We start from the raw sequence: 22,331 nt of genomic DNA on the forward strand, positions 1-22,331 counted from the left end.
TCCGTCAGACTGCGCCCTTGCGCGAGTGCCGCCTAGCAAAGACCGGTGCCCTTATGCCGGATTTTCAGGCTTTGCACAAATTTTGTGCAGTTGTGCCGATTTTAAGGGCCTGATTGTCATGCTCTGCGCCATGGCCTAACAGATATGCATGAACAGTTCGGATCATACGGTTGCCATCATCGTCGCCGCCGGGCGCGGAACCCGCGCGGGCGGCGATCTGCCGAAGCAATGGCAAATGCTGAACGGCCAGCCTGTTCTGGCCCATACGCTGGCCGCCTTTGCCGGCCTGCCGCGTGTTTTGGTGATTCACCCCGATGACCGCGCCCGGGCCGAGGCGATTGCCGGCGACGCGCAGATTGTCGAGGGCGGGGCCACCCGCGACGCCTCGGTGATGAACGCGCTTTTGGCGCTGGAAGGGCGCGGCGTGGCCCATGTCTTGATCCATGACGGCGCGCGGCCCTTGGTGTCAGCGGCGGTGATCAACCGGGTCCGCGGCGCGCTGGAAGCTTCACCCGCTGCGGCCCCTGCCCTTGCTGTGACCGATGCGCTGTGGACCGGCACGCAAGGCTTGGTCAGCGGCACCCGTGACCGCACCGGGCTTTACCGCGCGCAAACGCCGCAAGGTTTTCACCATGACGCCATTCTGGCCGCCCACCGCGCCCATCCGGGTGGGGCGGCGGATGATGTGGAAGTGGCGCGCGCCGCAGGGCTTGCCGTCACCATCGTCGAGGGCGACGAGAACAATCTGAAACTGACCTTCCCCGGCGATTTTGATCGCGCGGCGGCAATCATGAAAGGGCGCGGCATGGATCTGCGGCTTGGGAACGGCTTTGATGTGCATGCTTTTTGCGAAGGCGATCATGTCTGGCTTTGTGGGGTCAAGGTGCCGCATGGCAAGGGGCTTTTGGGCCACTCCGATGCCGATGTGGGCATGCATGCGCTGACCGATGCGATCTATGGCGCTCTGGCGATGGGCGACATTGGCCGCCATTTCCCGCCGTCTGACCCGCAATGGAAAGGCGCAGCAAGCCACATCTTCCTGCGCCATGCCGCCGAGCTTGCACGCAGCCATGGTTACGCGATTGCCAATTGCGACGTGACCCTGATCTGCGAGCGGCCCAAGATCGGCCCCCATGCAGAAGCCATGCGCGCCGCCTTGGCCGAGATCATGGGGGTTGAGATTGGCCGGGTCTCGGTCAAAGCCACCACGTCCGAGCAATTGGGCTTTACGGGCCGCGAAGAGGGCATTGCCGCCATCGCCACCGCCGCCTTGATGAAACCATGATCGGCGCCATCGTCACCTTTGGCGGCATCGGCCATCTGCGCCCTGCCCCCGGCACATGGGGATCATTGGCTGCCGTGGTGCTGGCAATTCTGGCCTATGAAGCGGACGCGGCCCTTTTGGTGCCTTTGGGCGCGGTGCTTGCCACGGTGCTTGGCTTCTGGGCCGTTCCGCGCGCCATTGCGGGGCAACAGGACCAAGACCCCTCCGAGATTGTGATCGACGAAGTGGCGGGCCAGCTTCTGGCACTGAGCTTCACCATCCTGCCCTTGTGGCGCCATGGGGTGGACAGCCTGTTTTTGGGCGCCTGGCCTGCATGGGTGATGCCGTTCCTGCTGTTTCGCCTCTTCGACATCTGGAAGCCGTGGCTCGTCGGTCGTGCCGACCGGCGCGGCGATGCGGCGGGCGTGATGCTGGACGATCTTTGGGCAGGGCTGTTCGCCGGGATTTCTTCGGTTATTCTGGCCGGGATTTACCACGGGGCCCTGCAACCATGGCTGAACGGCTGAACATCGCGGATCTTTTGCAAACCGCCCGCGTCTGGGGCTGGCGCATTGCGACCGCTGAAAGCTGCACTGGCGGCATGGTGGCGGCTGCGCTGACCGATGTGCCGGGATCGTCGGATGTGTTTGACCGAGGCTTTGTCACCTATTCCAACGCCGCCAAGGTCGAAATGCTGGGGGTACAGCCGGAAACCCTTGAGGAGCACGGCGCAGTCTCGGAAGCGGTGGCCTATGAAATGGCGCGCGGGGCCTTGGCCCATGCCGATGCCTCACTGGCCGTGTCGATCACCGGGATCGCCGGACCGGGCGGGTCTGAACATAAGCCAGAGGGCCGGGTCTGCTTTGGGCTGGCGCAAGACGGGCGCGGGATTGTCACCCACACGGTAGAGTTCGGGGCCTTGGGCCGGGATGCGGTGCGTCAGGCGGCCCGCGATCATGCGCTGGCCCTGTTGGCCCGCGCGCTTCAGCCCTAAGGGTCAGCCGTAAAGCCGCGCCGCGCGCTCTTCAAAGGCGCGCACCACGCGGCCCATGGCCTCGTTGAACACAAGGCCGATGATCCCCGCCAGAATCGCGTTCTTGAACTCGAAATCCACCTCAAAAGCCACTTCGCACCCGCCCTCGGGTCGATCGGCAAAACGCCAGACCGATTTCAGGTGCTTGAAGGGGCCGTCGATGTATTCGGTCAAAATGCGCTGATCCGCGCGCAACAGCGTCACCCGGCTGCCAAAGCGTTCGCGGAAGACCTTAAAGCTGATCACCAGATCGGCCAGCATCTCTTCGCCGCCATCAACGGGCCGGGTCGAACGGATGCGTGCCGCCGAGGTCCAAGGCAGAAACTCGGGATAGCGCGCCACATCGGCCACAAGATCAAACATCTGCGCCGCCGTGTAGGGCAAGACCTTGGTTTCGCTATGACGGGGCATTGGCGGCCTTCTTCACAGAATTCTGGCGTTCATGGTGGTGACTTCTTTGGCGGTTTTGGTCTAGGAAGGGGGGCAAATCAAGAGGGCCCCATGCCACACCGTCCCTATGTGATCGACCAGATGATCTCGGCCAAGGCGATTGCCGCCCGGGTTGAGGCGCTGGCCGCCGAAATCACCGCACATTACAAGGACTGCGACAAGCTGGTTGTGGTGGGCCTGTTGCGCGGGTCTTTCGTCTTCATCGCCGACCTTGTGCGCGAGATTGACCTGCCGGTGCAGGTGGATTTTCTGGAGGCGAGCTCCTACGGCGATGCCATGCATTCCAGCCGCGAAGTCCGCATCCTGAAAGACCTGCGCGGTGAGATTGCCGGGCAAGACGTGCTGGTGGTCGAGGATATCGTCGACACCGGCTTTACCCTGACCCATGTCAAACGCCTGCTTCTCAGCCGTGAGCCGCGCCGGTTGGAAGTGTGTGCGCTCTTGGACAAGCCCTCGCGCCGGGAGGTGGACATCAAGGCAACTTGGACGGGCTTTGAGATCCCCGATGAGTTTGTCGTGGGGTACGGCATTGATTTCGCGCAGCGTAATCGCAACCTGCCCTACATTGGCAAGGTGCGCTTTACCGAACCGGAATGACCCTCAGGGCTTTTGCGTATGGCAAGGGGGGCGCGTGACGCGCCCTCGCCCGCGCGGGCTACGCTGGTGGTGGCGCTGTGCTTTGCGTTTTGGGGCGTTGAGATAATCTGGGGCTGGCCGGAGGCTTTGACGTTCACCCTTCCCGCAATGCCCTGATCTGACAGGCCCGACAGAAAGAACAGGTTAACTCTGTCGCTGGGTGGTATATGATCCTACAGAACGCCGAAGATTTTGGTTGGCCATAGGATTTTGAATGACCCATCGCGCCCTATTGCTGGCATGTGGCATCGTGCTTTTGGGCTTCGCCATCTTTCTTTTGGCGACCCAACCCCGCCCCGCCCTTCAAGCCGACCTAAACGGGCTGACCCCCGATGCCACCCGCGGCGCCTTGGTCTTTGCCGCCGCCGGCTGCGCCTCATGCCATATGGCGCCGGGGGCGAAGGGCGCAGAGGCTTTGGTGCTGGTGGGTGGTATGCGGTTTCCCTCCGCGTTCGGCACCTTTGTTGCGCCCAACATCTCGTCCGATCCGACCCATGGCATCGGTGGCTGGACGCTGGAGCACTTTGCCTCCGCCCTGCGCGACGGGATCACGCCAGAAGGCCAGCATTACTTTCCCGCCCTGCCCTACACGGCCTATGGCAAGATGACCGGGCAGGATGTCACCGATCTTTGGGCCTATCTGCAAAGCCTGCCGCCCGCCGCCACACCCTCGCAACCGCATGAGGTTGGCTTTCCCTTCAACATCCGCCGCCTGATCGGCGGCTGGAAGCTGTTGTTTCAAAACCGCGACTGGCACATGACCACGGTTACCAGCACCGAGGTGGAGCGCGGGCGCTATATCGTCGAGGCGCTGGCGCATTGTGCGGAATGCCACACGCCGCGCTCGATGCTGGGCGGGCTGGATCAAGGCCGATGGATGGCGGGCGCGCCTTCGCCCGACGGGCAAGGCCGGGTGCCCAACATCACGCCGGCCAAGCTGAACTGGAGCGCGGGCGAGATCTACACCTATCTGACCACCGGCTTTACACCCGACTATGACAGCGTTGGCGGCCATATGGCGCATGTGGTGGACAATATGGCCCAACTGCCCGAAGCGGACGTGCGCGCTGTGGTGGCCTATCTGAAGGCCCTGCCCGCGATTGAATGAGCGCGCGACGCGATCAAAGATCAGACGGCCAATCGCCCCCCACCCAACGGCGGTTCGCCGAAACCCCGTTACCCGCGCCCCAGCTTTTCCAGCCGCGCCGCGCGCAGCCGCGCGAAATCATCGCCCGCGTGATAGCTTGAGCGCGTCAGCGGCGTGGCCGACACCATGAGGAAGCCTTTGCCAAAGGCAGCCTCTTCATAGCTTTTGAACTCATCCGGGGTGACGAACCGGTCAATGCGGTGATGCTTGGGGGTTGGTTGCAGGTATTGGCCGATGGTTAGGAAATCCACATCCGCGGCGCGCATGTCATCCATCACCTGCAAGACGCCCGCGCGGGTTTCGCCAAGCCCTACCATGATCCCCGACTTGGTGAACATCGTCGGATCCAGCTCTTTGACCTTTTGCAGCAGGCGCAGCGAGTGGAAATAACGCGCACCGGGGCGCACTTCGAGATAGAGGCCCGGCACGGTTTCAAGATTGTGGTTGAACACATCCGGCCGCGCCTCGACCACCTTTTCCAAAGCACTCGGCGGGCATTTCAGGAAATCGGGCGTCAGGATTTCAATCGTGGTGCCCGGCGCGCGGTGACGGATGGCGCGGATGGTCTGGGCGAAGTGTTCGGCCCCGCCATCGTCCAAATCGTCGCGGTCCACCGAGGTGATGACCACATGTTTCAGACCCAGCTCGCTGACCGCATGGGCCACCTTGCCCGGCTCAAACGCGTCCAGCGCCTGCGGCTTGCCAGTGGCGACGTTGCAAAAGGTGCAGCCGCGCGTGCAGATCTCGCCCATGATCATCATGGTGGCGTGGCCCTGGCTCCAGCATTCGCCGACATTGGGGCAGCCCGCCTCTTCGCAGACCGTGACCAGTTTCTTCGACTTTAGAATATCACGCGTTTGCTTGTAACCCTCGGAGGTGGGGGCCTTGACGCGGATCCAAGACGGCTTTTTCGGCTGCTCCTGATCGGGGCGATGCGCCTTCTCGGGGTGGCGCTGATTGGGCAACTTGAGATCGCGCAACGGAATTTCCCCCTAACGACAGACAAGGCAAAAGATAGTCTGTCGCAAGGCCAAAGGCAACCGGCTGGGCCGCAGCGCGGCGTCCGGGGTTCTTGGCCTGCGATCGTCGGGCAAGGCCAAACACAAGGGCTGCCCGCTTGAATGGTAACAGGAGGGACTATGTCCAAGAAACTGACAGCCGAAGTCATCGGCACCTTTATTCTGGTCTTCTTTGGCTGCGGTGCAGCCGTCATCGGTGGCGGTGCCATCGGGTTTACCGGCATCTCGCTGGCATTTGGCCTTGCGATCGTGGCTGCGGCCTATGGGCTTGGCGCGATCTCTGGGGCGCATCTTAATCCGGCGGTGTCCTTTGGCATGGTGGCGGCAGGCCGCATGACGATCAGCGACGCCATCAGCTATTCCATCGCGCAGATCATCGGCGCCATCCTTGGCGCAGGCGTGCTGTATCTGATCGCTTCGGGCAGCGCGGGCTGGACCGGCGGCCTTGGGGCCAACGGCTATGGCGCGGGCTATCTGGGTGAGTATTCGCTGACCGCAGCCTTGGTGTTTGAGGCCGTGATGACCTTCCTCTTTGTCACCGTGATCCTTGGCGCAACGGGCAGTGGTTCCGCGCTCGGTTTTGCCGGGCTGGCCATCGGCCTGACGCTGGCGGCTATTCACCTTGTCGGCATCAATGTCACCGGCGTCTCGGTCAACCCGGCCCGCTCGATTGGTCCGGCGCTGTTCTCGGGCGGATCGGCCCTGACGCAGCTGTGGGTCTTTATCGTCGCCCCGCTGGTGGGGGGGCTGCTGGCCGGAGCGCTCTACAAAGCCGGGATCGCCCGCGCCGACTGATCGGTCGGGACAAAGCCTATCTCGGGGGCGCGGGGGACACCTCGGCGCCCCTTTTCCTATTCGGTTGATCTATGTCACAGAAGCGTGGCGCACCTTTCGCCATAAGCGGCCCATGACCTTGATCGAGCTTGCCTTCGCCCTTCTGGCCCTGTTGGCCACCCCCGGCCCAACCAACACGCTTTTGGCGCTTGCGGGCGCGCAGCGCGTGCGCCGCCCGCTGATGTTGCCGCTCGTGGAACTTGCCGCATATCTGGCAACCGTCGTTCCGCTGTCGATCTGGGGGCAGCACTGGCTGGACGCGACGCCCATGCTGCGCCTGATCTTGACGCTGGTTGCCGCCGTTTGGGTGGCGGTGCTGGCGGTCAGACTGTGGCGGCATGCGACGCAAGCTGACGCACAAGGCGCGGCGGGGGTGACGGCGCTGCAGGTGGCTGTGACGACGCTTCTCAATCCCAAGGCGCTGGTCTTTGGCTTGGTCCTGATCCCGGCGGGCCCTGATCTAGTGGCTGGCCTATGGCTCTTTGCCGGGCTGGTGATTGTCGTGTCCCTGGCATGGCTTTGGCTTGGGGCGCAGCTTGCGGGGCGGTTTCAGCCGCTGGTCAATCGGGGCGGCGCGGTCTGGCTGGGTATGCTGGCCGCCCTTCTCCTGGGCCGTGTGCTGACAGCCTAAGGCGCTGTGCACCACCTAACTCTCCAGATTTCAGCCCAGACAAGGTTCCTCTGGCCTTTCTGCCCTGCCTCCTGTAAGGCCCGCGCCAAAGCTGACAAAGAAAGAGACCCCTCCCGATGGAGCTTCGCAACATCGCCATCATCGCGCACGTCGACCATGGCAAAACCACCTTGGTGGACGAACTGCTGAAACAGTCCGGATCCTTCCGCGACAATCAGGCGGTTTCCGAACGCGCCATGGACAGCAATGACATCGAGCGTGAACGTGGCATCACGATTTTGGCCAAATGCACCTCGCTGGAGTGGCAAGGCGCGCGGATCAACATCGTCGACACCCCCGGCCACGCCGACTTTGGCGGTGAGGTGGAGCGCATCTTGTCGATGGTCGATGGCGTTGTGCTCTTGGTGGACGCCGCCGAAGGCCCGATGCCGCAAACCAAATTCGTGACATCCAAGGCGCTTGCCTTGGGCCTTCGTCCGATTGTGGTTCTGAACAAGGTCGACAAGCCCGACGCCGAACCCGCGCGCGCGCTGAACGAAGTGTTCGACCTGTTCGCCAACCTTGGTGCAACGGACGAACAGCTCGACTTCCCGCATCTTTATGCCTCGGGTCGTTCTGGCTGGGCCGATGCTGAACTGGACGGTCCGCGCAAGGACCTGAATGCCCTGTTCGATCTGGTGATGCGCCACGTGCCGGCGCCTGCGCAAATCGCGCGCCGCCATGAGCCGTTCCAGATGCTGGCCACCACCCTGTCGGCCGACCCGTTCATCGGGCGCATCCTGACCGGCCGGGTCGAGGCAGGCACCCTGCGCGCCGGCGAAACCATCAAGGCCATCACCCGCGACGGCGAGCGGATCGAACAGTTCCGCGTCTCCAAGGTTTTGGCCTTCCGCGGCCTGACCCAAACGCCGATTGATGCGGCCGAAGCCGGTGACATCGTGACCCTCGCAGGCATGTCCAAGGCCACGGTGGCCGACACGCTGTGCGCTTTGGAAATCGACACGGCGCTGCCCGCGCAACCCATTGATCCGCCGACAATTTCGGTAACCTTCGGGATCAACGATTCGCCGCTCGCTGGCAAAGAGGGCTCTAAGGTGCAGTCGCGCGTGATCCGCGAACGCCTGATGAAAGAGGCCGAAATCAACGTCGCCATCAAAGTGTCTGACACCGAATCCGGTGATGCCTTTGAAGTGGCGGGCCGTGGCGAATTGCAGATGGGCGTTCTGATCGAAAACATGCGTCGCGAAGGGTTTGAGCTGTCGATCAGCCGCCCGCGCGTGCTGTTCCGCGATGTTGACGGCGTCAAATGCGAGCCGATCGAAGAAGTCACGATCGACGTCGATGACGAATATACCGGTCCCGTGATCGAAAAACTGACCGGGCCGCGCAAGGGCGATCTGGTGGAAATGAAACCGGCAGGTGCCGGCAAGACCCGCATCATTGCCCATGTGCCGTCGCGTGGCTTGATCGGCTATCACGGTCAGTTCATGACTGACACCCGCGGCACCGGCGTTTTGAACCGTGTGTTCCATGACTGGGCCCCGCACAAGGGCCCGATCGAAGGGCGTCGTCAGGGCGTGCTGATTTCCATCGAAACCGGGATTTCGGTCGCCTATGCGATGTGGAAACTGGAAGATCGTGGCCACTTCTTCATTGGCGTGCAGGAACCCATCTATGCCGGCATGATCTTGGGTGAGCACAACCGCGACAATGACCTTGAGATCAACGCGCTGAAGGGCAAGCAACTGACCAACGTCCGCGCCTCTGGCACCGACGAAGCGGTGCGCCTGACCACCCCGGTCAAAATGTCCTTGGAACAGTGCATCGCCTATATCGACGATGATGAACTGGTCGAAGTGACGCCAAAATCGGTGCGGATGCGAAAGCGCTTCCTTGATTCAAACGAGCGTAAACGCAATCGAAACAAAGACTGATTACCAAATAAAAACCGCCCCTTGGGGCGGTTTTTTAATGTTCCATGCGGTGGGCGCGCGCGCCCCGCAGCTTAGGGAGCGGAAGCCAGGCGGCAGGGCAGGAACTCTTCCATCTTCTCATCTGCCCCGTCAAAGGTGCAGAAACTGGACGCGGGCACCTCATGCCAGCCGCCCTCTTCCGCCTCCAAGGGTTCGGACACCACGGCCATACCGCCGCGCGTGGCTGACCAGCGATAGCAAAGCGACGGCGCGTGATCGTCGGTCGCATAGCGCACCGCATAAAGCCGGTGACCATCTGACAGCGCCGCCGTCAGCCGCAGATGCGGCAAGGCGCCCTTGGCGCGGGCCAGCGCAATGAAGCGGGCCGAGGCGCGTTCCAAAGCGCCGCGCGGATCGCCGTCCAGACCTTCGGCGATGGCGACCAAGAAAATCGCCTCGGAATCCGTCGCCCCCTTGCGCGCGCCATAGAGCCCGTCAGGGATCATCATATCAGCATCGCGGCGGAACTGGTCATAGCCGCCGACCTGCCCGTTGTGCATGAAACTCCACTGCCCGTGCACAAAGGGGTGGCAGTTGTTGCGGCTGGTGGCCGTGCCGGTCGAGGCGCGCACATGGGCCATGAACAGGCCCGAGCGCACCTGCGCGGTCAGGCTGCGCAGGTTTGGGTCAGACCATGCAGGCATCACATCGCGGTACAGGCCCGGTTCGGGCCGGTCGGCATACCACGCGACGCCAAAGCCATCGGCATTGATCGCCGAATGACATTGCGTGGCGCAATGGCTTTGGTGAATGAGCGAATGGCCAGGTCGGCTGATGATTTCCTCAAGGAAAATCGGCGCGCCCGCATATGCGGCCCAGCGGCACATCAGTGCTGCCCTTTGAAACGAAACATGCCTGCCTCATGGTGTTTTCTTTTACACTACCACGAAACTGGGGCCTTGCGCGGGGAAAATCCGCGCAAATTGTTCATTCCGCCTCTTCCACCACCATCAGATCGCGCACCGCAGCCCCGCGGGCATGCGACAGCGCGGCCTGATATGCGTCGGAGTGATAGCACTCCACCGCCTTTTCAAGGCTGGGAAAGCGCGCGACCACGTTGCGCGGGCGGTCATTGCCTTCAAGCTGCACATATCGGCCCGCGCGGGCGAGGAAGTAGCCGCCATGGGCGGCAATCGCGGGGCCCGCAAGGGCGGCATATTTGCCGTAGGCTTCGGCGTCGGTCACTTGCACATGGGCAATCCAGAGTGCGGTTGGCATCTTAGGCCTCCAATGCGGCTTCGACCGCCTTCAGCGCAGCATCGGCCAAGGCGATATCCGCCCCGCCGCCCTGCGCCATATCCGGACGGCCACCGCCCCCCTTGCCGCCCAAGGCTTCGACCGCCGCCTTGGCAAGCGTCACCGCCGAAATCCGATCGGTCAGGTCGGCCGTCACCCCAGCAGCCACCGCTGGCTTCGCCCCAGTGTCCGCAATCAACACCACCGCACCCGAACCAATACGGGCCTTCATCTCATCGATCAGGCTGGGAAGATCCTTGCCCGACACACCCGTCATGACCTGAGCAATCAGCTTTATGCCATTGATCTCTTTGGCCTCTGGCCCACCAGACTTGCCGCCCATCGCCAGATCACGGCGCAGGTTGGCAACCTCGGTCTGTAGCGCCTTGCGCTCTTCGACCAGCGCCTTCAACCGCTCCACGATCTCGGCAGGTGCGGCTTTCAGCACCGCCGCTGCCTCAAGAAGCTTGGCCTCTTGCGCTTTGAGGTGATCCACCGCCGCCTGCCCCGTCAGTGCCTCGAACCGGCGGACACCGGCGGATGAAGCGCTGTCGCCAAGGGCGACAAAGGCGCCAATGTCACCCGTGCGCGCCACATGGGTGCCGCCGCACAGTTCCAGCGAATAGGTGTTGCCGTCCGCGCCCTTGCCCGAGCCGTCCTGCACGCCCATTGAGACGACGCGCACTTCCTCGCCGTATTTCTCACCAAAGAGCGCCTGCGCGCCCAAGGCGCGGGCATCGTCGGGGGTCATGATGCGGGTGTCGACGGGGCTGTTCTGCCGGATGAAGGCGTTCACCTCGGCCTCAACCTGCGCCAGTTCCGCCGCAGTCATTCCGGTGGAATGGCTGAAGTCAAAGCGCAGCCGGTCCGGCGCGTTCAAGCTGCCCTTTTGCGCCACATGATCACCGAGCGCACGGCGCAGCGCCTCGTGCAGAAGGTGGGTCGCCGAATGGTTGGCGCGAATCTGCGCGCGGCGGCTGTGCGACACCTCAAGCTTGGCCGGTTGGCCACGCACGATGGTGCCTTCAGTCACCGTGGCGACGTGAATGAACACGCCCGCCGTCTTGCGGGTGTCGGTCACTTCGGCCACGCCGGTCTGGGTGCGGATGAAACCCTGATCCCCCACCTGCCCGCCGCTTTCGGCGTAGAACGGCGTTTGGTTCACCACGATTTGCACAGATGTCCCAGTTTCAGCAGACCCGATTTCAGCCCCATCACGCACCAGCGCGTTGATCTGACCCTCGGCCGCCTCCAACTCATAGCCCAAGAACTCGGTGGTGCCATGGGTCTCGGCCAAGCCGAACCAGATGGCAGCATCCGCCGTGCCGCCCGCCCCCGACCAAGCGGCGCGCGCTTTGGTCTTTTGCTCTTCCATCGCGGCGTCAAAGCCCTGCACATCCACCGCGCGGGCCTTTTCGCGCAACACGTCCTGCGTCAGGTCCAAGGGGAAGCCGTAGGTGTCATAGAGCTTGAATGCCACCGGCCCCGGCAGATCGGCCCCGTCGGGCAGACGGTCCAACTCGTCATTCAACAGCCGCAGGCCACGGTCGAGCGTGGTCTTGAACCGGGTTTCCTCCAGCCGCAGCGTTTCTTCGATCAGGCTTTGGGCGCGGGTCAGTTCCGGATAGGCCGCCCCCATCTGCCGCACCAGCGCAGGCACCAGACGGAACATCACCGGATCTTGCGCGCCCAGCATATGCGCGTGCCGCATGGCGCGGCGCATGATGCGGCGCAGCACATAGCCGCGGCCCTCGTTCGACGGCGTGACACCATCTGCGATCAGGAAAGAGACCGAGCGCAAATGGTCAGCAATCACCCGGTGGCTGGTCTTGCCCTTGCCATCGGGGTCGGAGTTCGTCGCATGCGCCGAAGCCTCGATCAGGCTGCGCATCAGATCGGTGTCATAGTTGTCGTGCTTGCCCTGCAACAGCGCGCCAATCCGCTCCAGCCCCATGCCGGTGTCGATCGACTGCATCTCCAAGGGGACCAGACGCCCATCGGCAAACTGCTCATTCTGCATGAAGACGTTGTTCCAGATCTCGATGAACCGATCACCGTCCTGCTCGGCGCTGCCGGGCGGGCCGCCCCAGATGCTGGGACCATGGTCATAGAAAATCTCGGTGCAGGGGCCGCAGGGGCCGGTCGGCCCCATGCGCCAGAAGTTGTCATCCGACGCGATGCGGATGATCCGCTCTTCCGGCAGGCCCGCGATTTTGCGCCAATAACCCGCAGCCTCATCGTCGGTGTGATAGACGGTGACGGTCAGCTTGTCTTTCGGCAGGCCGAAATCCTTGGTCAAAAGCTCCCACGCAAACGAAATCGCCTGCTCCTTGAAATAGTCGCCGAACGAGAAATTCCCCAGCATTTCAAAGAAGGTATGGTGGCGCGCGGTGTAGCCGACATTGTCAAGATCATTGTGCTTGCCGCCCGCGCGCACGCATTTCTGGGCGGTTGTGGCGCGCTTGTAATCGCGGGTTTCCACGCCGGTGAAACAGTTCTTAAACTGCACCATGCCCGAGTTGGTGAACATCAGCGTCGGGTCATTCCGCGGCACAAGCGGGCTGGAGTCCACATGCCGGTGCCCGTTGCGGACGAAGAAATCAGTGAAAGTCGAGCGGATGTCGTTCAAGGACGCCATGGGAACCCCTTCGGGATGCGGTTTCGCACCCGTTTAGCCCCGCCTGTCCGCCCTGTCCACGGGCTTTGTGCAGGAAACACAAAGGCCAGAGCTGTGCTCTGGCCTTTGATTCCTTGGTCAAATTCTGGGATCAATCGTCCAGAACATCGTCCTTGTCGGCCATGGTGAAATCCAGACCATTGGCGGCACGGATCTTGTCCTCGATCTCAGAGGCGACGCCGGGGTTTTGCTTGAGGAACATCTTGGCGTTTTCGCGGCCCTGACCGATGCGCTCATCCTTGTAGGAATACCAGCTGCCCGACTTTTCCACGACTCCCGCCTTGACGCCAATGTCGACCAACTCACCCACTTTCGAGATGCCTTCGCCATACATGATGTCGAATTCCACCTCTTTGAAGGGCGGCGAGACTTTGTTCTTCACGACTTTGACGCGGGTTGCATTGCCCACCACCTCGTCGCGGTCCTTGATCGCGCCCGTGCGGCGGATATCAAGGCGGACCGAGGCGTAGAACTTCAACGCATTGCCACCCGTGGTGGTTTCGGGACTGCCGAACATCACGCCAATCTTCATCCGGATCTGGTTGATGAAGATCACCATGCAGTTCGACCGCCCGATCGAGGCGGTCAGCTTGCGCATCGCCTGGCTCATCAGGCGGGCCTGGCTGCCCATCTGCATGTCGCCCATATCGCCTTCGATTTCCGATTTCGGCACCAAGGCCGCCACGGAATCGACGACGATCAGATTGACCGCGCCCGAGCGCACCAGCGTGTCGACAATCTCCAGCGCCTGTTCGCCGGTATCGGGCTGGCTGATCAACAGCTCATCCAGATTGACGCCAAGTTTCTTGGCATATTGCGGATCCAGCGCGTGTTCGGCGTCGACAAAGGCGCAGACCCCGCCCTTTTTCTGGCTTTCGGCCACCACATGCAGCGTCAGCGTGGTCTTGCCCGAGCTTTCGGGGCCGTAGATCTCAACGATCCGGCCCTGCGGCAGACCGCCGATGCCCAAGGCGATATCCAGACCGAGCGACCCGGTTGAGGTCGCCTCGATGTCCATCACCGCGTTGTCCTGCCCCAGCTTCATGATCGAGCCTTTGCCAAACTGCCGCTCGATCTGTGCCAGCGCGCTTTCCAGCGCCTTTGCCTTGTCCATGCCCTGCTTCCCGTTCAACTCGAGGAGGTTCGCCACCGCCACCATTGCCGTTCTCCTTATCACATGACCGCACGTCGGCGGCAATTGCCCGGATGTTCCCGCTTTGTTTTCGATATATGAATACAAAACAAGAACATTTCAATCGAATTCTTCCTGCCAGCTTTTACTCAGCATGATTAAGGAATAGTTAGCGCCCGCCCGCTTGGGGGTATTTGAGGTGGAATTCTTGCGCTGCGGACAGTTTAGCTTGGTTTAACGGGGAAAGATCTGACGCCATGATGGTGTTCTGGCAGGAAAGACTGGCGATTCTGGCGACGCCGAAAACCGCATCAACTGCGATTGAGTCGGCCTTGGGCGGGCTGGCAGCTGTGGTGATCCAGCGGCCCCGCGCGCTCAAGCACACCGATGCCTACCGATTCGCGACCTTTTGGAAGCCCTATCTGTCACAGGCCGCCGGGGCCGAGTTTGAGGTGGCAGCCCTGATGCGCGATCCCAAGGACTGGTTGGGCAGCTGGTATCGCGACGGCCAGCGCGACGATGTGGAGCAGGACCGATCAACACGTGGAATAAGTTTTGATGACTTCGTGCACGCCTATTGCGCCCCCGGCCCCCGTCCGAGCTACGCCGATGTCGGCTCGCAGGCCGAATTTCTGGGAGGAACCGGGCCCGCGCGGGTGGATCGTCTGTTCCGCTATGAGGACTTAAGCGGTTTCCTCGAGTTTCTGGAAGATCGGCTCGGCTGCGAGATCATCTTACCACGGCTGAATGTGTCGCCCTTGGGCAATACCAACCTCTCTGCCCCACTCGAGGCGCGACTGCGCGAGGTTTGCGCGGCAGATTTCGCTTTGTATGAAGGGCTGGCGCGGGCGTGACGTGGCGGTTCAGTGCAGGAGTTGGCCCTGCACCGTCGCCGCAAGGTCAGAGAGCGAGAAGGGTTTCGGTAGGAAAACCGAATTCGGAATCCGCGCCTGCATTTCGGACAGTGCATCCTCGGCATAACCTGACACGAAGATCACCTTCACATCTGGGCGGTCTTCAAGGGCCTGCTTAACCCAAGACGGCCCATCCATGCCCGGCATCACAACATCAGTGACAAAGATATCCACCTCAAGCCGAGGATCCTCCAGCATCTGTAGAGCCTCTTCGGCGCTTTCGGCCTCCAACACGGTATAGCCGCGCATCCGCAGGGCGCGGCTCGCAAAGGCCCGCACGGGCGCCTCATCCTCGACCAAAAGGACCACCCCCTCACCCGGGCGCATCGAGAGATTGGCCTTTGCCTCTGCCTTGGGCAGGGACTCCTCTCCGTCCATCCCTTTGTGAATCGGGAAATAAAGCTGGAACGTCGAGCCTTCGCCCTCGGTCGAATCGACGAAGATGAAGCCACCTGATTGCTTGATGATGCCGTAAAGCGTCGACAAGCCAAGGCCGGTGCCCTCGCCGGTTTTCTTGGTGGTATAAAACGGCTCAAAGATTTTCTGCAGACGGTCCGGCGGGATGCCGCAACCGGTGTCACTAACGCGGATCAGCGCGTAATCGCCCGCCGGCACCAGCGCACGGTCGCGACGCAAGTCGTCGCGCAAGCACAGCGCCTCGGTCTCGATCCGGATTGTTCCCCCCTCGGGCATGGCATCTCGGGCGTTGACGACAAGGTGCATCATCACCTGTTCCAACTTACGCCGATCTGCGCGAATGGTCTGCAACCCGCTGCCGTGGCTCAGCCGCAGGCTGATGCGTTCGCCAACCAACCGGTTCAGCAGATGGGTCAGTTCGGACAGCAGATCCTCAAGATCCAATCGCTCAGGCTTTAGGGTCTGCTTGCGCGAGTAGGCGAGCAACTGACCAACAAGGGCCGCAGCACGGTTGGCGTTCTGGTGGATCTGGATCAGGTCGGGATAGGCCGGATCCTCGGCCGTGTGGCGCAGCAGCAAAAGGTCACAATGGCCCGAAATCGCGGTGAGCAGGTTGTTGAAATCATGCGCAATTCCCCCTGCCAGCTGGCCTATGGCCTGCATCTTCTGGCTTTGCACGAACTGCGCCTCCAGCGTTTTGAGCGCGGTCGCATCTTGTAAGATCGCCAGCACCCCCGGGCGCCCCGCCTCCACGATCCGGCGCAAGGTAACCTGCACAAAGACCTCACTGCCCAACTGGCGCGCCGTCAAAACCTCAGCCCCGCCCGGTTTGCGTTCGGCCACCACATCGCCCAGCCAATCCCCGACGGGACGACCCAACCCATCAAAGAGGTCATGAAAAGCCGGGGTCGTCCCCAGATCAATCCGCAGCTGGTCCCGCGCGGCGGCATTGGCGGCGCGCAGATTGCCATCGGGGGCAAGTTTCAAAAGTGGCACCGGCAGATGTTCGAAATCCGCCTGAACCTGCAAAGTCGGCGCGGGGGTGGGCAAGGGCAACAAAAACATCTCACGCCGTTCGGCCAGCCCCTCCACCTCGGCAAGGATGGCCCGCAGGGGGCCGTCCACGCCAATGACCTCCACCTCTTCGCCTGAGCGCAGGGGTTGGCTGGCAAAGACCCGATCCAGCCGCTTGGGCCGACCGCCCAAAAGCCGCCGCATCGCCTCATTGCTGAAGAGAACCACGCCTGCCTTATTGGCGGTCAGCATCGGCAGGCTCAGCGTTTCGGCCCCACGACCGAGGGAACTGCGGTCCGCAAACTCCTCAAGCCGCCACAGGAAGCGATCCTCGGCCAAACGATGCACCGACAGCCGGGTGTGGCCGCGACGGCTGACCACATCTTCACGCGCGGCGCCCGTATGGGCAGCGCGCGCCTGCAAGCGGTAAAGGACCGCCGAGGGGGCGGCAAACGCCTCGCCCAGAACGGCGACCAGCGTAGTGCCTTCGACCCCGCCAAACCGCTCGCGCGCGGCGGGGTTCTGAAAGCGGATCTGGCCAAGGGAGTCGGTGGTAAAACTGGGTGTGGCGTCCTGCCCCGTCATCTGCACCAAACGACGATCCAGCCGCCGTTGATCCAGCATTTTCAACCCGTTGAGACCACGCCCGACAAAGACAAGCGCCACAAAAGTCAGCCCAACAATGACAGCGCCAACCCGCAGCCGGTCATCCGCCGCAAAGGCCGCGACCGCCAAAGCAGCCACCGCCAAGACCACCAAAAGCAGACCCGCCTGCGGGCCACGCCGCCGGTCGGCAAACACTCCGGCCAAATCGGTCACAGGTCGGCCTGCCAAACCCTTCTCCCTTGTGATGGTCGCCGCGCGCAAAACAGCCGCACCCATCACTTGACCCGGCAATGGTTAACCGAGATTTAATCGGCGCAGGCTGCTTCGGGAGAATATCGGACTTCGGAGAGTTACGTTACAAAAAAAAATCTTCTAAAGGTTGTATATTTTGACACCCACTCTACCGAGTCAATAGCGCCAAAAAGAACCCGTCACCGCCCTGCAAAGGGGAAAACCGCCGCTGCAAAAGGCAGGTAAACGCTTTATTTTCAATAAGAAACTTGGCGATTTGATCTTCGTTTTCTTCTTTCAGCATCGAGCACGTCGCATAGGCCAAAACCCCAGTGGGCCCCAACATCGTCGCCGCCCGTGCTAAGAGCTGGCCCTGAAGCGCACAAACCGACGAAAGACGTTCGGGCGTCAGCGCCCATTTGCCCATCGGATCCCGGCGCCAACTGCCCGATCCTGAACAGGGCACGTCGGTTAGGATGAGATCATAAGGCGCCGTTTTCTCGGGTGTCTTTGTAATCGAAATCCGCGCGCCTGCCCGTTCAGCCCGAGCCGGAAGATCGCGCATGCGGCCCGGATCGGCGTCATGGGCGTAAATGTCCAGCCGCGCGCGGGCCGCCATTGCCAAGGTCTTGCCGCCGCCCCCGGCGCAAAGGTCCAGTACTCGCTGGCCATCGCGCAACGGAAGGGCCTCGACCACCGCCTGCGAGGCGGCATCCTGCAGCTCGACCAGACCTTGGGCATAGGCCTTGGATTGATGAATCTTCCGCGTGTTTTCTGTCACTTCCAGCCCGCTTTGCAGCGCTTCGACGGCGTGGCTGACGATGCCCTCCTCGGCCAGAGCTGCGATCGCCTCTGCGGGGCTGGCTTTGGCACGGTTCACCCGCAAGAACACCGGGGCGCGACGGCGCAGCGCTTCAAGCGTTGCATCACATTCTTCGCCTAACGCACTAGCAAATTTATCATAAAGCCAATCCGGAACATCCAAAGCCTCGGCCCCTAGGGGCATCCGTGCTGCCTCGGCTTCTACGACCTGCGCAGGCGCGTGGGCCACGCCGGAAAAAAGCGCCGCGACATCGGCCCCAGCGGCCCGGAGGGCGCCCAAGATGAGGCCGCGCCCCGTCAGCCCGCCACCCAGCGCCGCATAAGACCTTTTGCACCGGAGCGCGTCAAACACCAGATCGCGCACCGCGTGGCGGTCACCCGAACCGGCAAACCGGCTGGCGCGGCCCCAATTGGTGAGTGCCTGTTCGACAGGTTCACCGCCAAGAATGCGGTCAAGCACCGTGATGGCGGCGGAAAGGCGGGCGGCGGGGGTCATGCCTTGCGCTCTTGCAAGATGTTGCCACCATCGACCACCAGCGTCGCGCCATTGACATAGGACGCACCGGGAGAGGCGAGAAATGCCACGCAGGCGGCCACTTCAGCGGGCGTTCCGGCCCGGCGCGGTGGGGTGGCTGTTGCGGCGCGCAGCTCTTCGGGGGTTGCGGCCTCGGTGGCAATCCAGCCCGGGGCAACGGCGTTGACCGTCACCCCTTGCGCCGCCACTTCCAGCGCCAGCGCATGGGTCAGGCCCACAATCGCAGCCTTAGCCGCCGAATAGGCGCTTTCGCCGGGGTTTGAGACCATTGGCCCGGTGACCGAGGCCATCATGACAACGCGACCCTGTCCTGCGGCCAGCATGGCGGGCAGATAGGCGCGCGTCACCAGAACGGCGGTGGTCAGCGTCACATCCATCTGCCGCCGCCATTGGTCAGCCGTCATGTCCAGAAAGGCCATCTGTTCGGCCGGGGCGAGGACCGACCCCATGCCCGCGTTGTTCACCAGAACTGTCGCCGGGCCCGTTGTGTCATAGAGCCGCGTCACTGTGGCCGGATCGGTCAGGTCACCCTGAAAGGCGGTCACGGCAAACCCTTCGGCCATCAATTCGGCGCGGCGGGCCTCGATCCGGCCTGTTGTGGCGGTGATCGCGAGATCAAAGCCCGCTTGGCCCAAGGCGCGCGCGCAGGCCATGCCGATGCCGCCCGGCGCCCCTGCCCCTGTGATAACCGCCAGCGCCATGACGCCCCCCGTTGTTTCCGTTCTCCATAGCCAGCTTGTGCATTTTCCGCAACGCGGCCTCTGGTAAATCAGACGCTGTCACGCCATGTCTTGGTGCATGACACGCACAACCGAAGGTGACCGACTCTCCCAGATTCTGCCCCGGCTTGCCGAGGGCGAAGAGGAGCGTATCAGCATTGGCGATATCGTCTCCCGTCTTGAAAACCGGGCCCATACGACGCTGTTGGTCTTGTTCGCCTTGCCCAACGTGCTGCCAGCGCTTCCGGGGACCTCGGCCATCACGGGGATGCCGCTTGTCTATCTGGCCTTGCAACTGACGCTGGGCCAGCAGCCTTGGCTGCCAAAGTTCATCGCCAACCGATCCTTCTCGCGCGCCGGGCTTGCGGTCGTGATAGATCAGGCCAAGCCTTGGCTAGAGCGCAGCGAGCGTTTTTTGCACCCGCGGCTTGGCGCCCTGACCCGCGGCCGTATGGAGCGGGTGATCGGGGTTCTGATGCTTCTCTTGGCCGTTGCGGTTGTGCTGCCGATTCCCTTCGGCAACATGGTCCCCGCTTTGGGAATCATCTTCTTTTCGCTGGGGTTGATGGAGGAAGACGGGCTCTGGGTGATTGCCGGTTTTCTGACCCTGATCGGCGGAGCAGTGCTCGTTTCCACCCTACTGTGGGCCTTGTTCAAGGCAGCGGTCTTTGTGTTCCTTGGTGCTTTTGGCTACGCGCCTTAAGCGGCAAGGCGGCGCAAAGTGGCACCGCCCTGCCCCTTGTAATCAGCCAATCCGGTAGTTCGGGCTTTCCCGTGTGATCTGCACGTCATGGACATGGCTTTCCTTCAGCCCTGCCCCGGTGATCCGTACAAACGTGCAATTCGCGCGCATCTCGGCAACGGTACGGTTGCCGGTATAGCCCATGGCGGCGCGCAGGCCGCCCACCATCTGGTGCAGAACGGCCGCCACTGTGCCTTTGTAAGGCACCTGTCCCTCAATGCCTTCGGGCACCAGCTTGTCGCTGGCGGCATCTTTTTGGAAATAGCGATCGGCCGAGCCTCGCGCCATGGCGCCAAGGCTGCCCATGCCGCGATAAGCCTTGAAGCTGCGGCCTTGATAGAGGATCAGCTCCCCTGGGCTTTCTTCGGTGCCTGCAATCGCGCTGCCGACCATGGCGCAAGACGCGCCTGCGGCGATGGCCTTGGCAAAATCGCCGGAATACTTGATGCCGCCATCCGCGATGATCGGAATATCCCCCGCCGCGCGGGCCGCATCCATGATCGCCGTCAACTGCGGCACACCCACACCCGCCACAATGCGCGTGGTGCAGATCGAGCCCGGACCAATCCCGACCTTCACCGCATCAGCCCCCGCGCCGATCAGCGCGCGTGTCGCTTCAGCGGTGGCGACGTTGCCCGCCACCACCTGCACGGTGTTCGAGAGCTTCTTGATCCGCTCCACCGCCTTGGCCACGCCTTCGGAATGGCCATGGGCGGTGTCGATCACCACCATATCCACCCCGGCATCAATCAACGCTTGGCTGCGTTCAAACCCGGCATCGCCGACAGTGGAGGCGGCGGCCACCCGCAGACGCCCCATCTCGTCCTTGCAGGCCTGCGGGTTCAGGACCGATTTTTCGGTGTCCTTCAGCGTCAAAAGTCCGGTCAACTTGCCGGTGCCATCGGTGACCAGCAGCTTTTCGATCCGCCGCGCCTTCATCAGGCTGATCGCGGCGTCCCGGTCCACCGGTTCGCGCAAAAGCGCGAGGTTGTCAGCCGTCATCATCACCGAAACCGGCGTCTTGTCATCCGAGGCAAAGCGCATGTCGCGGTTGGTGACGATGCCCACCACACGGCCCTGCTGGTCAACGACCGGAAAGCCGGTGATCTGATAGCGCTCCATCAGCACCTTGGCATCGGCCAGCGTCTGATCGGGGGTCAGAGTGATCGGCGCATAGACGACGCCGGATTCAAACCGCTTCACCCGCCGCACCTCGCGCGCCTGTGCCTCAAGGTCAAGATTGCGATGGATGACCCCGATCCCGCCGGCCTGCGCCATGGCAATCGCCATGCGCCCTTCGGTCACGGTGTCCATTGCGCTGGACAACAGGGGGATGTTCATGCGGATAGATTTGGTGACAAAGGTGGATGTCTCAGCATCCGAGGGCAGCACGCTGGATGCCGCCGGCACCAAGAGCACGTCATCAAAGGTAAGTGCCTCGCGAATCTCCAAGGGGGCCTCCATGAGTTGGGCTGGGGAGTGTTCGTTTGACGGCTCCCCTTTTCACGGGATCGGCCAAAGCGCAAGAGCGTTTTGGCCCCCTTGCGGTTGATTGCGGGGGATGCATTCATGCGCCCGCAAGATAAGGAGATGCCGATGCGCGTGGCCATCATCGAAAACACCGCCGTCACCCATCATGGACAGGTTGGCGTGGCCCTGCATGAGGCTGCGGCGCGGATTGATCTGTGGAAGCCGTGGCGCGACGGGGCGCTGCCCGAGGCGGGGGCCTATGATGCGCTGGTGGTGTTTGGCGGCGAGCAAAACGCAAGGGCCGATGCCACTCACCCTTACCTGCCCAAACTGGCCCGGTTGATGAAGCAAAGCGCCGATATGGGGATTGCCACCTTGGGGATTTGTCTGGGCAGTCAGGTCTTTGCCCGGGGTCTTGGGGCCGACAACCACATCGGCACGGCGGGCGAATATGGCTGGTGCGACGTGGCGCTGACCGACGAGGCGCGCGCCGATCCGGTGTTGTCGCACCTGCCCGAGCGCTTTGCCATCATGCAATGGCATTCGGACACCTTTACCCTGCCCGAGGGCACCACGCATCTGGCCCACTCACCCAAGGCGGCGTCGCAGTGTTTTCGTTATGGCCGCGCAGGCTATGCCATGCAGTTCCATTTTGAGGCCAACCGCGCCGTGGCGGCTGATTGGGCGCGCGAGTTCGGGGAGGCGTTTGAGGTGAACCGCCCCGGTTGGGTGGGTGACTTTGCCACCCACGCCGCGCGCGACGGGGCGGCGGCGGATGCCCATGGGCTGGCGATTGCGCGGGCTTGGGTTGGATTGATCTAGGCGCCAG

Annotated in this window: 22 protein-coding genes; 12 read left to right on the plus strand and 10 right to left on the minus strand. The window is 62.6% G+C overall.

Going from position 1 to position 22,331, the window contains the following annotated elements:
- The first annotated feature begins 148 nt into the window (after nt 1–148).
- The 3 genes from AC72UB_RS08160 to AC72UB_RS08170 are packed head-to-tail and all read left to right on the plus strand — an operon-like array spanning nt 149 to nt 2,258.
- On the plus strand, nt 149–1,285 hold the full coding sequence (locus AC72UB_RS08160; protein ID WP_505189315.1) for a bifunctional 2-C-methyl-D-erythritol 4-phosphate cytidylyltransferase/2-C-methyl-D-erythritol 2,4-cyclodiphosphate synthase: 1,137 nt from the start codon (nt 149–151) through the stop codon (nt 1,283–1,285).
- Entirely contained in the window at nt 1,282–1,791 is a 510-nt protein-coding gene (locus AC72UB_RS08165) for a phosphatidylglycerophosphatase A family protein (protein WP_505189316.1), read from the plus strand. Before AC72UB_RS08160 ends, AC72UB_RS08165 begins: the two co-directional genes overlap by 4 nt.
- Entirely contained in the window at nt 1,788–2,258 is a 471-nt protein-coding gene (locus AC72UB_RS08170; RefSeq protein WP_505189361.1) for a CinA family protein, read from the plus strand. Before AC72UB_RS08165 ends, AC72UB_RS08170 begins: the two co-directional genes overlap by 4 nt.
- A gap of 3 nt (nt 2,259–2,261) precedes the next feature.
- On the opposite strand, the gene AC72UB_RS08175 is transcribed toward AC72UB_RS08170, so the two are convergent.
- Nucleotides 2,262–2,708, minus strand: a complete 447-nt coding sequence (locus tag AC72UB_RS08175; protein WP_463288535.1) for a type II toxin-antitoxin system RatA family toxin — start codon at nt 2,706–2,708, stop codon at nt 2,262–2,264.
- A gap of 90 nt (nt 2,709–2,798) precedes the next feature.
- Here AC72UB_RS08175 and hpt point away from each other — a divergent pair, with 90 nt between their 5' ends.
- The 3 genes from hpt (at nt 2,799) to AC72UB_RS08190 (ending at nt 4,491) form a co-directional block, all read left to right on the plus strand.
- Nucleotides 2,799–3,344, plus strand: coding sequence for a hypoxanthine phosphoribosyltransferase (hpt, locus tag AC72UB_RS08180; RefSeq protein WP_463288536.1), 546 nt, complete (start codon nt 2,799–2,801; stop codon nt 3,342–3,344).
- Between the two features lie 18 nt (nt 3,345–3,362).
- Nucleotides 3,363–3,500 (plus strand): hypothetical protein, encoded by a 138-nt coding sequence (locus tag AC72UB_RS08185; protein ID WP_505189317.1) that lies wholly within the window; start codon nt 3,363–3,365, stop codon nt 3,498–3,500.
- A gap of 97 nt (nt 3,501–3,597) precedes the next feature.
- On the plus strand, nt 3,598–4,491 hold the full coding sequence (locus AC72UB_RS08190) for a c-type cytochrome (RefSeq protein ID WP_505189318.1): 894 nt from the start codon (nt 3,598–3,600) through the stop codon (nt 4,489–4,491).
- Nucleotides 4,492–4,559: 68 nt separating this feature from the next.
- Here the strand turns inward: AC72UB_RS08190 and lipA are convergent, their stop codons facing one another.
- On the minus strand, nt 4,560–5,510 hold the full coding sequence (gene lipA / locus AC72UB_RS08195; RefSeq protein WP_505189319.1) for a lipoyl synthase: 951 nt from the start codon (nt 5,508–5,510) through the stop codon (nt 4,560–4,562).
- A gap of 159 nt (nt 5,511–5,669) precedes the next feature.
- Here lipA and AC72UB_RS08200 point away from each other — a divergent pair, with 159 nt between their 5' ends.
- From AC72UB_RS08200 to typA, 3 genes are all read left to right on the plus strand, one after another.
- Nucleotides 5,670–6,344: an MIP family channel protein gene (locus AC72UB_RS08200; RefSeq protein WP_505189320.1), complete on the plus strand. Its 675-nt coding sequence runs from the start codon at nt 5,670–5,672 to the stop codon at nt 6,342–6,344.
- Nucleotides 6,345–6,456: 112 nt separating this feature from the next.
- Nucleotides 6,457–7,014: a LysE family transporter gene (locus AC72UB_RS08205; RefSeq protein ID WP_505189321.1), complete on the plus strand. Its 558-nt coding sequence runs from the start codon at nt 6,457–6,459 to the stop codon at nt 7,012–7,014.
- Nucleotides 7,015–7,130: 116 nt separating this feature from the next.
- The gene (gene typA / locus AC72UB_RS08210) at nt 7,131–8,948 is read left to right on the plus strand and encodes a translational GTPase TypA (protein WP_463288542.1); all 1,818 of its coding nucleotides are present in this window, start codon (nt 7,131–7,133) and stop codon (nt 8,946–8,948) included.
- 71 nt (nt 8,949–9,019) lie between these two features.
- On the opposite strand, the gene AC72UB_RS08215 is transcribed toward typA, so the two are convergent.
- The 4 genes from AC72UB_RS08215 to recA form a co-directional block, all read right to left on the minus strand.
- On the minus strand, nt 9,020–9,814 hold the full coding sequence (locus AC72UB_RS08215) for a class II glutamine amidotransferase (RefSeq protein WP_505189322.1): 795 nt from the start codon (nt 9,812–9,814) through the stop codon (nt 9,020–9,022).
- A gap of 100 nt (nt 9,815–9,914) precedes the next feature.
- Complete coding sequence (locus tag AC72UB_RS08220; RefSeq protein WP_463288544.1) at nt 9,915–10,205, minus strand: DUF1330 domain-containing protein; 291 nt, start codon at nt 10,203–10,205, stop codon at nt 9,915–9,917.
- 1 nt (nt 10,206) lies between these two features.
- Complete coding sequence (alaS, locus tag AC72UB_RS08225; protein WP_505189323.1) at nt 10,207–12,861, minus strand: alanine--tRNA ligase; 2,655 nt, start codon at nt 12,859–12,861, stop codon at nt 10,207–10,209.
- A gap of 130 nt (nt 12,862–12,991) precedes the next feature.
- A complete protein-coding gene (gene recA, locus AC72UB_RS08230; protein WP_505189362.1) occupies nt 12,992–14,056 on the minus strand; it encodes a recombinase RecA in 1,065 nt (354 codons plus the stop codon).
- A 233-nt stretch (nt 14,057–14,289) separates the two neighbouring features.
- Here recA and AC72UB_RS08235 point away from each other — a divergent pair, with 233 nt between their 5' ends.
- On the plus strand, nt 14,290–14,886 hold the full coding sequence (locus tag AC72UB_RS08235) for a hypothetical protein (protein WP_505189324.1): 597 nt from the start codon (nt 14,290–14,292) through the stop codon (nt 14,884–14,886).
- Nucleotides 14,887–14,895: 9 nt separating this feature from the next.
- Here the strand turns inward: AC72UB_RS08235 and AC72UB_RS08240 are convergent, their stop codons facing one another.
- From AC72UB_RS08240 to AC72UB_RS08250, 3 genes are all read right to left on the minus strand, one after another.
- Nucleotides 14,896–17,259, minus strand: coding sequence for a hybrid sensor histidine kinase/response regulator (locus tag AC72UB_RS08240; protein ID WP_505189325.1), 2,364 nt, complete (start codon nt 17,257–17,259; stop codon nt 14,896–14,898).
- Between the two features lie 124 nt (nt 17,260–17,383).
- On the minus strand, nt 17,384–18,532 hold the full coding sequence (locus tag AC72UB_RS08245; protein ID WP_505189326.1) for an RsmB/NOP family class I SAM-dependent RNA methyltransferase: 1,149 nt from the start codon (nt 18,530–18,532) through the stop codon (nt 17,384–17,386).
- Complete coding sequence (locus AC72UB_RS08250; protein WP_505189327.1) at nt 18,529–19,272, minus strand: SDR family NAD(P)-dependent oxidoreductase; 744 nt, start codon at nt 19,270–19,272, stop codon at nt 18,529–18,531. Before AC72UB_RS08250 ends, AC72UB_RS08245 begins: the two co-directional genes overlap by 4 nt.
- Before the next feature lie 97 nt (nt 19,273–19,369).
- On the opposite strand from AC72UB_RS08250, the gene AC72UB_RS08255 reads away from it, so the two are divergent.
- On the plus strand, nt 19,370–19,993 hold the full coding sequence (locus AC72UB_RS08255) for an exopolysaccharide biosynthesis protein (RefSeq protein ID WP_505189328.1): 624 nt from the start codon (nt 19,370–19,372) through the stop codon (nt 19,991–19,993).
- 42 nt (nt 19,994–20,035) lie between these two features.
- Here the strand turns inward: AC72UB_RS08255 and guaB are convergent, their stop codons facing one another.
- Nucleotides 20,036–21,484: an IMP dehydrogenase gene (gene guaB, locus AC72UB_RS08260; protein WP_505189363.1), complete on the minus strand. Its 1,449-nt coding sequence runs from the start codon at nt 21,482–21,484 to the stop codon at nt 20,036–20,038.
- 144 nt (nt 21,485–21,628) lie between these two features.
- On the opposite strand from guaB, the gene AC72UB_RS08265 reads away from it, so the two are divergent.
- Nucleotides 21,629–22,324, plus strand: a complete 696-nt coding sequence (locus AC72UB_RS08265) for a type 1 glutamine amidotransferase (RefSeq protein WP_505189329.1) — start codon at nt 21,629–21,631, stop codon at nt 22,322–22,324.
- Nucleotides 22,325–22,331 lie beyond the last annotated feature (7 nt).

Origin of the sequence: Allotabrizicola aquatica (SeqCode) (assembly GCF_965194375.1) — a bacterium.
Classification (GTDB): domain Bacteria; phylum Pseudomonadota; class Alphaproteobacteria; order Rhodobacterales; family Rhodobacteraceae; genus Tabrizicola_A; species Tabrizicola_A aquatica.

Excerpts from the sequence above, each read along its gene's own strand:
- AC72UB_RS08190 (WP_505189318.1), top strand. The coding sequence starts at position 3,598 with ATGACCCATCGCGCCCTATTGCTGGCATGTGGCATCGTGCTTTTGGGC.
- AC72UB_RS08250 (WP_505189327.1), bottom strand. The coding sequence starts at position 19,272 with ATGGCGCTGGCGGTTATCACAGGGGCAGGGGCGCCGGGCGGCATCGGC.
- AC72UB_RS08235 (WP_505189324.1), top strand. The coding sequence starts at position 14,290 with ATGATGGTGTTCTGGCAGGAAAGACTGGCGATTCTGGCGACGCCGAAA.
- AC72UB_RS08245 (WP_505189326.1), bottom strand. The coding sequence starts at position 18,532 with ATGACCCCCGCCGCCCGCCTTTCCGCCGCCATCACGGTGCTTGACCGC.
- hpt (WP_463288536.1), top strand. The coding sequence starts at position 2,799 with ATGCCACACCGTCCCTATGTGATCGACCAGATGATCTCGGCCAAGGCG.
- AC72UB_RS08185 (WP_505189317.1), top strand. The coding sequence starts at position 3,363 with ATGGCAAGGGGGGCGCGTGACGCGCCCTCGCCCGCGCGGGCTACGCTG.
- AC72UB_RS08255 (WP_505189328.1), top strand. The coding sequence starts at position 19,370 with ATGACACGCACAACCGAAGGTGACCGACTCTCCCAGATTCTGCCCCGG.
- AC72UB_RS08205 (WP_505189321.1), top strand. The coding sequence starts at position 6,457 with ATGACCTTGATCGAGCTTGCCTTCGCCCTTCTGGCCCTGTTGGCCACC.
- AC72UB_RS08175 (WP_463288535.1), bottom strand. The coding sequence starts at position 2,708 with ATGCCCCGTCATAGCGAAACCAAGGTCTTGCCCTACACGGCGGCGCAG.
- AC72UB_RS08160 (WP_505189315.1), top strand. The coding sequence starts at position 149 with ATGAACAGTTCGGATCATACGGTTGCCATCATCGTCGCCGCCGGGCGC.
- AC72UB_RS08200 (WP_505189320.1), top strand. The coding sequence starts at position 5,670 with ATGTCCAAGAAACTGACAGCCGAAGTCATCGGCACCTTTATTCTGGTC.
- AC72UB_RS08220 (WP_463288544.1), bottom strand. The coding sequence starts at position 10,205 with ATGCCAACCGCACTCTGGATTGCCCATGTGCAAGTGACCGACGCCGAA.
- AC72UB_RS08265 (WP_505189329.1), top strand. The coding sequence starts at position 21,629 with ATGCGCGTGGCCATCATCGAAAACACCGCCGTCACCCATCATGGACAG.
- AC72UB_RS08165 (WP_505189316.1), top strand. The coding sequence starts at position 1,282 with ATGATCGGCGCCATCGTCACCTTTGGCGGCATCGGCCATCTGCGCCCT.
- AC72UB_RS08215 (WP_505189322.1), bottom strand. The coding sequence starts at position 9,814 with ATGTGCCGCTGGGCCGCATATGCGGGCGCGCCGATTTTCCTTGAGGAA.
- alaS (WP_505189323.1), bottom strand. The coding sequence starts at position 12,861 with ATGGCGTCCTTGAACGACATCCGCTCGACTTTCACTGATTTCTTCGTC.
- AC72UB_RS08240 (WP_505189325.1), bottom strand. The coding sequence starts at position 17,259 with ATGGGTGCGGCTGTTTTGCGCGCGGCGACCATCACAAGGGAGAAGGGT.
- typA (WP_463288542.1), top strand. The coding sequence starts at position 7,131 with ATGGAGCTTCGCAACATCGCCATCATCGCGCACGTCGACCATGGCAAA.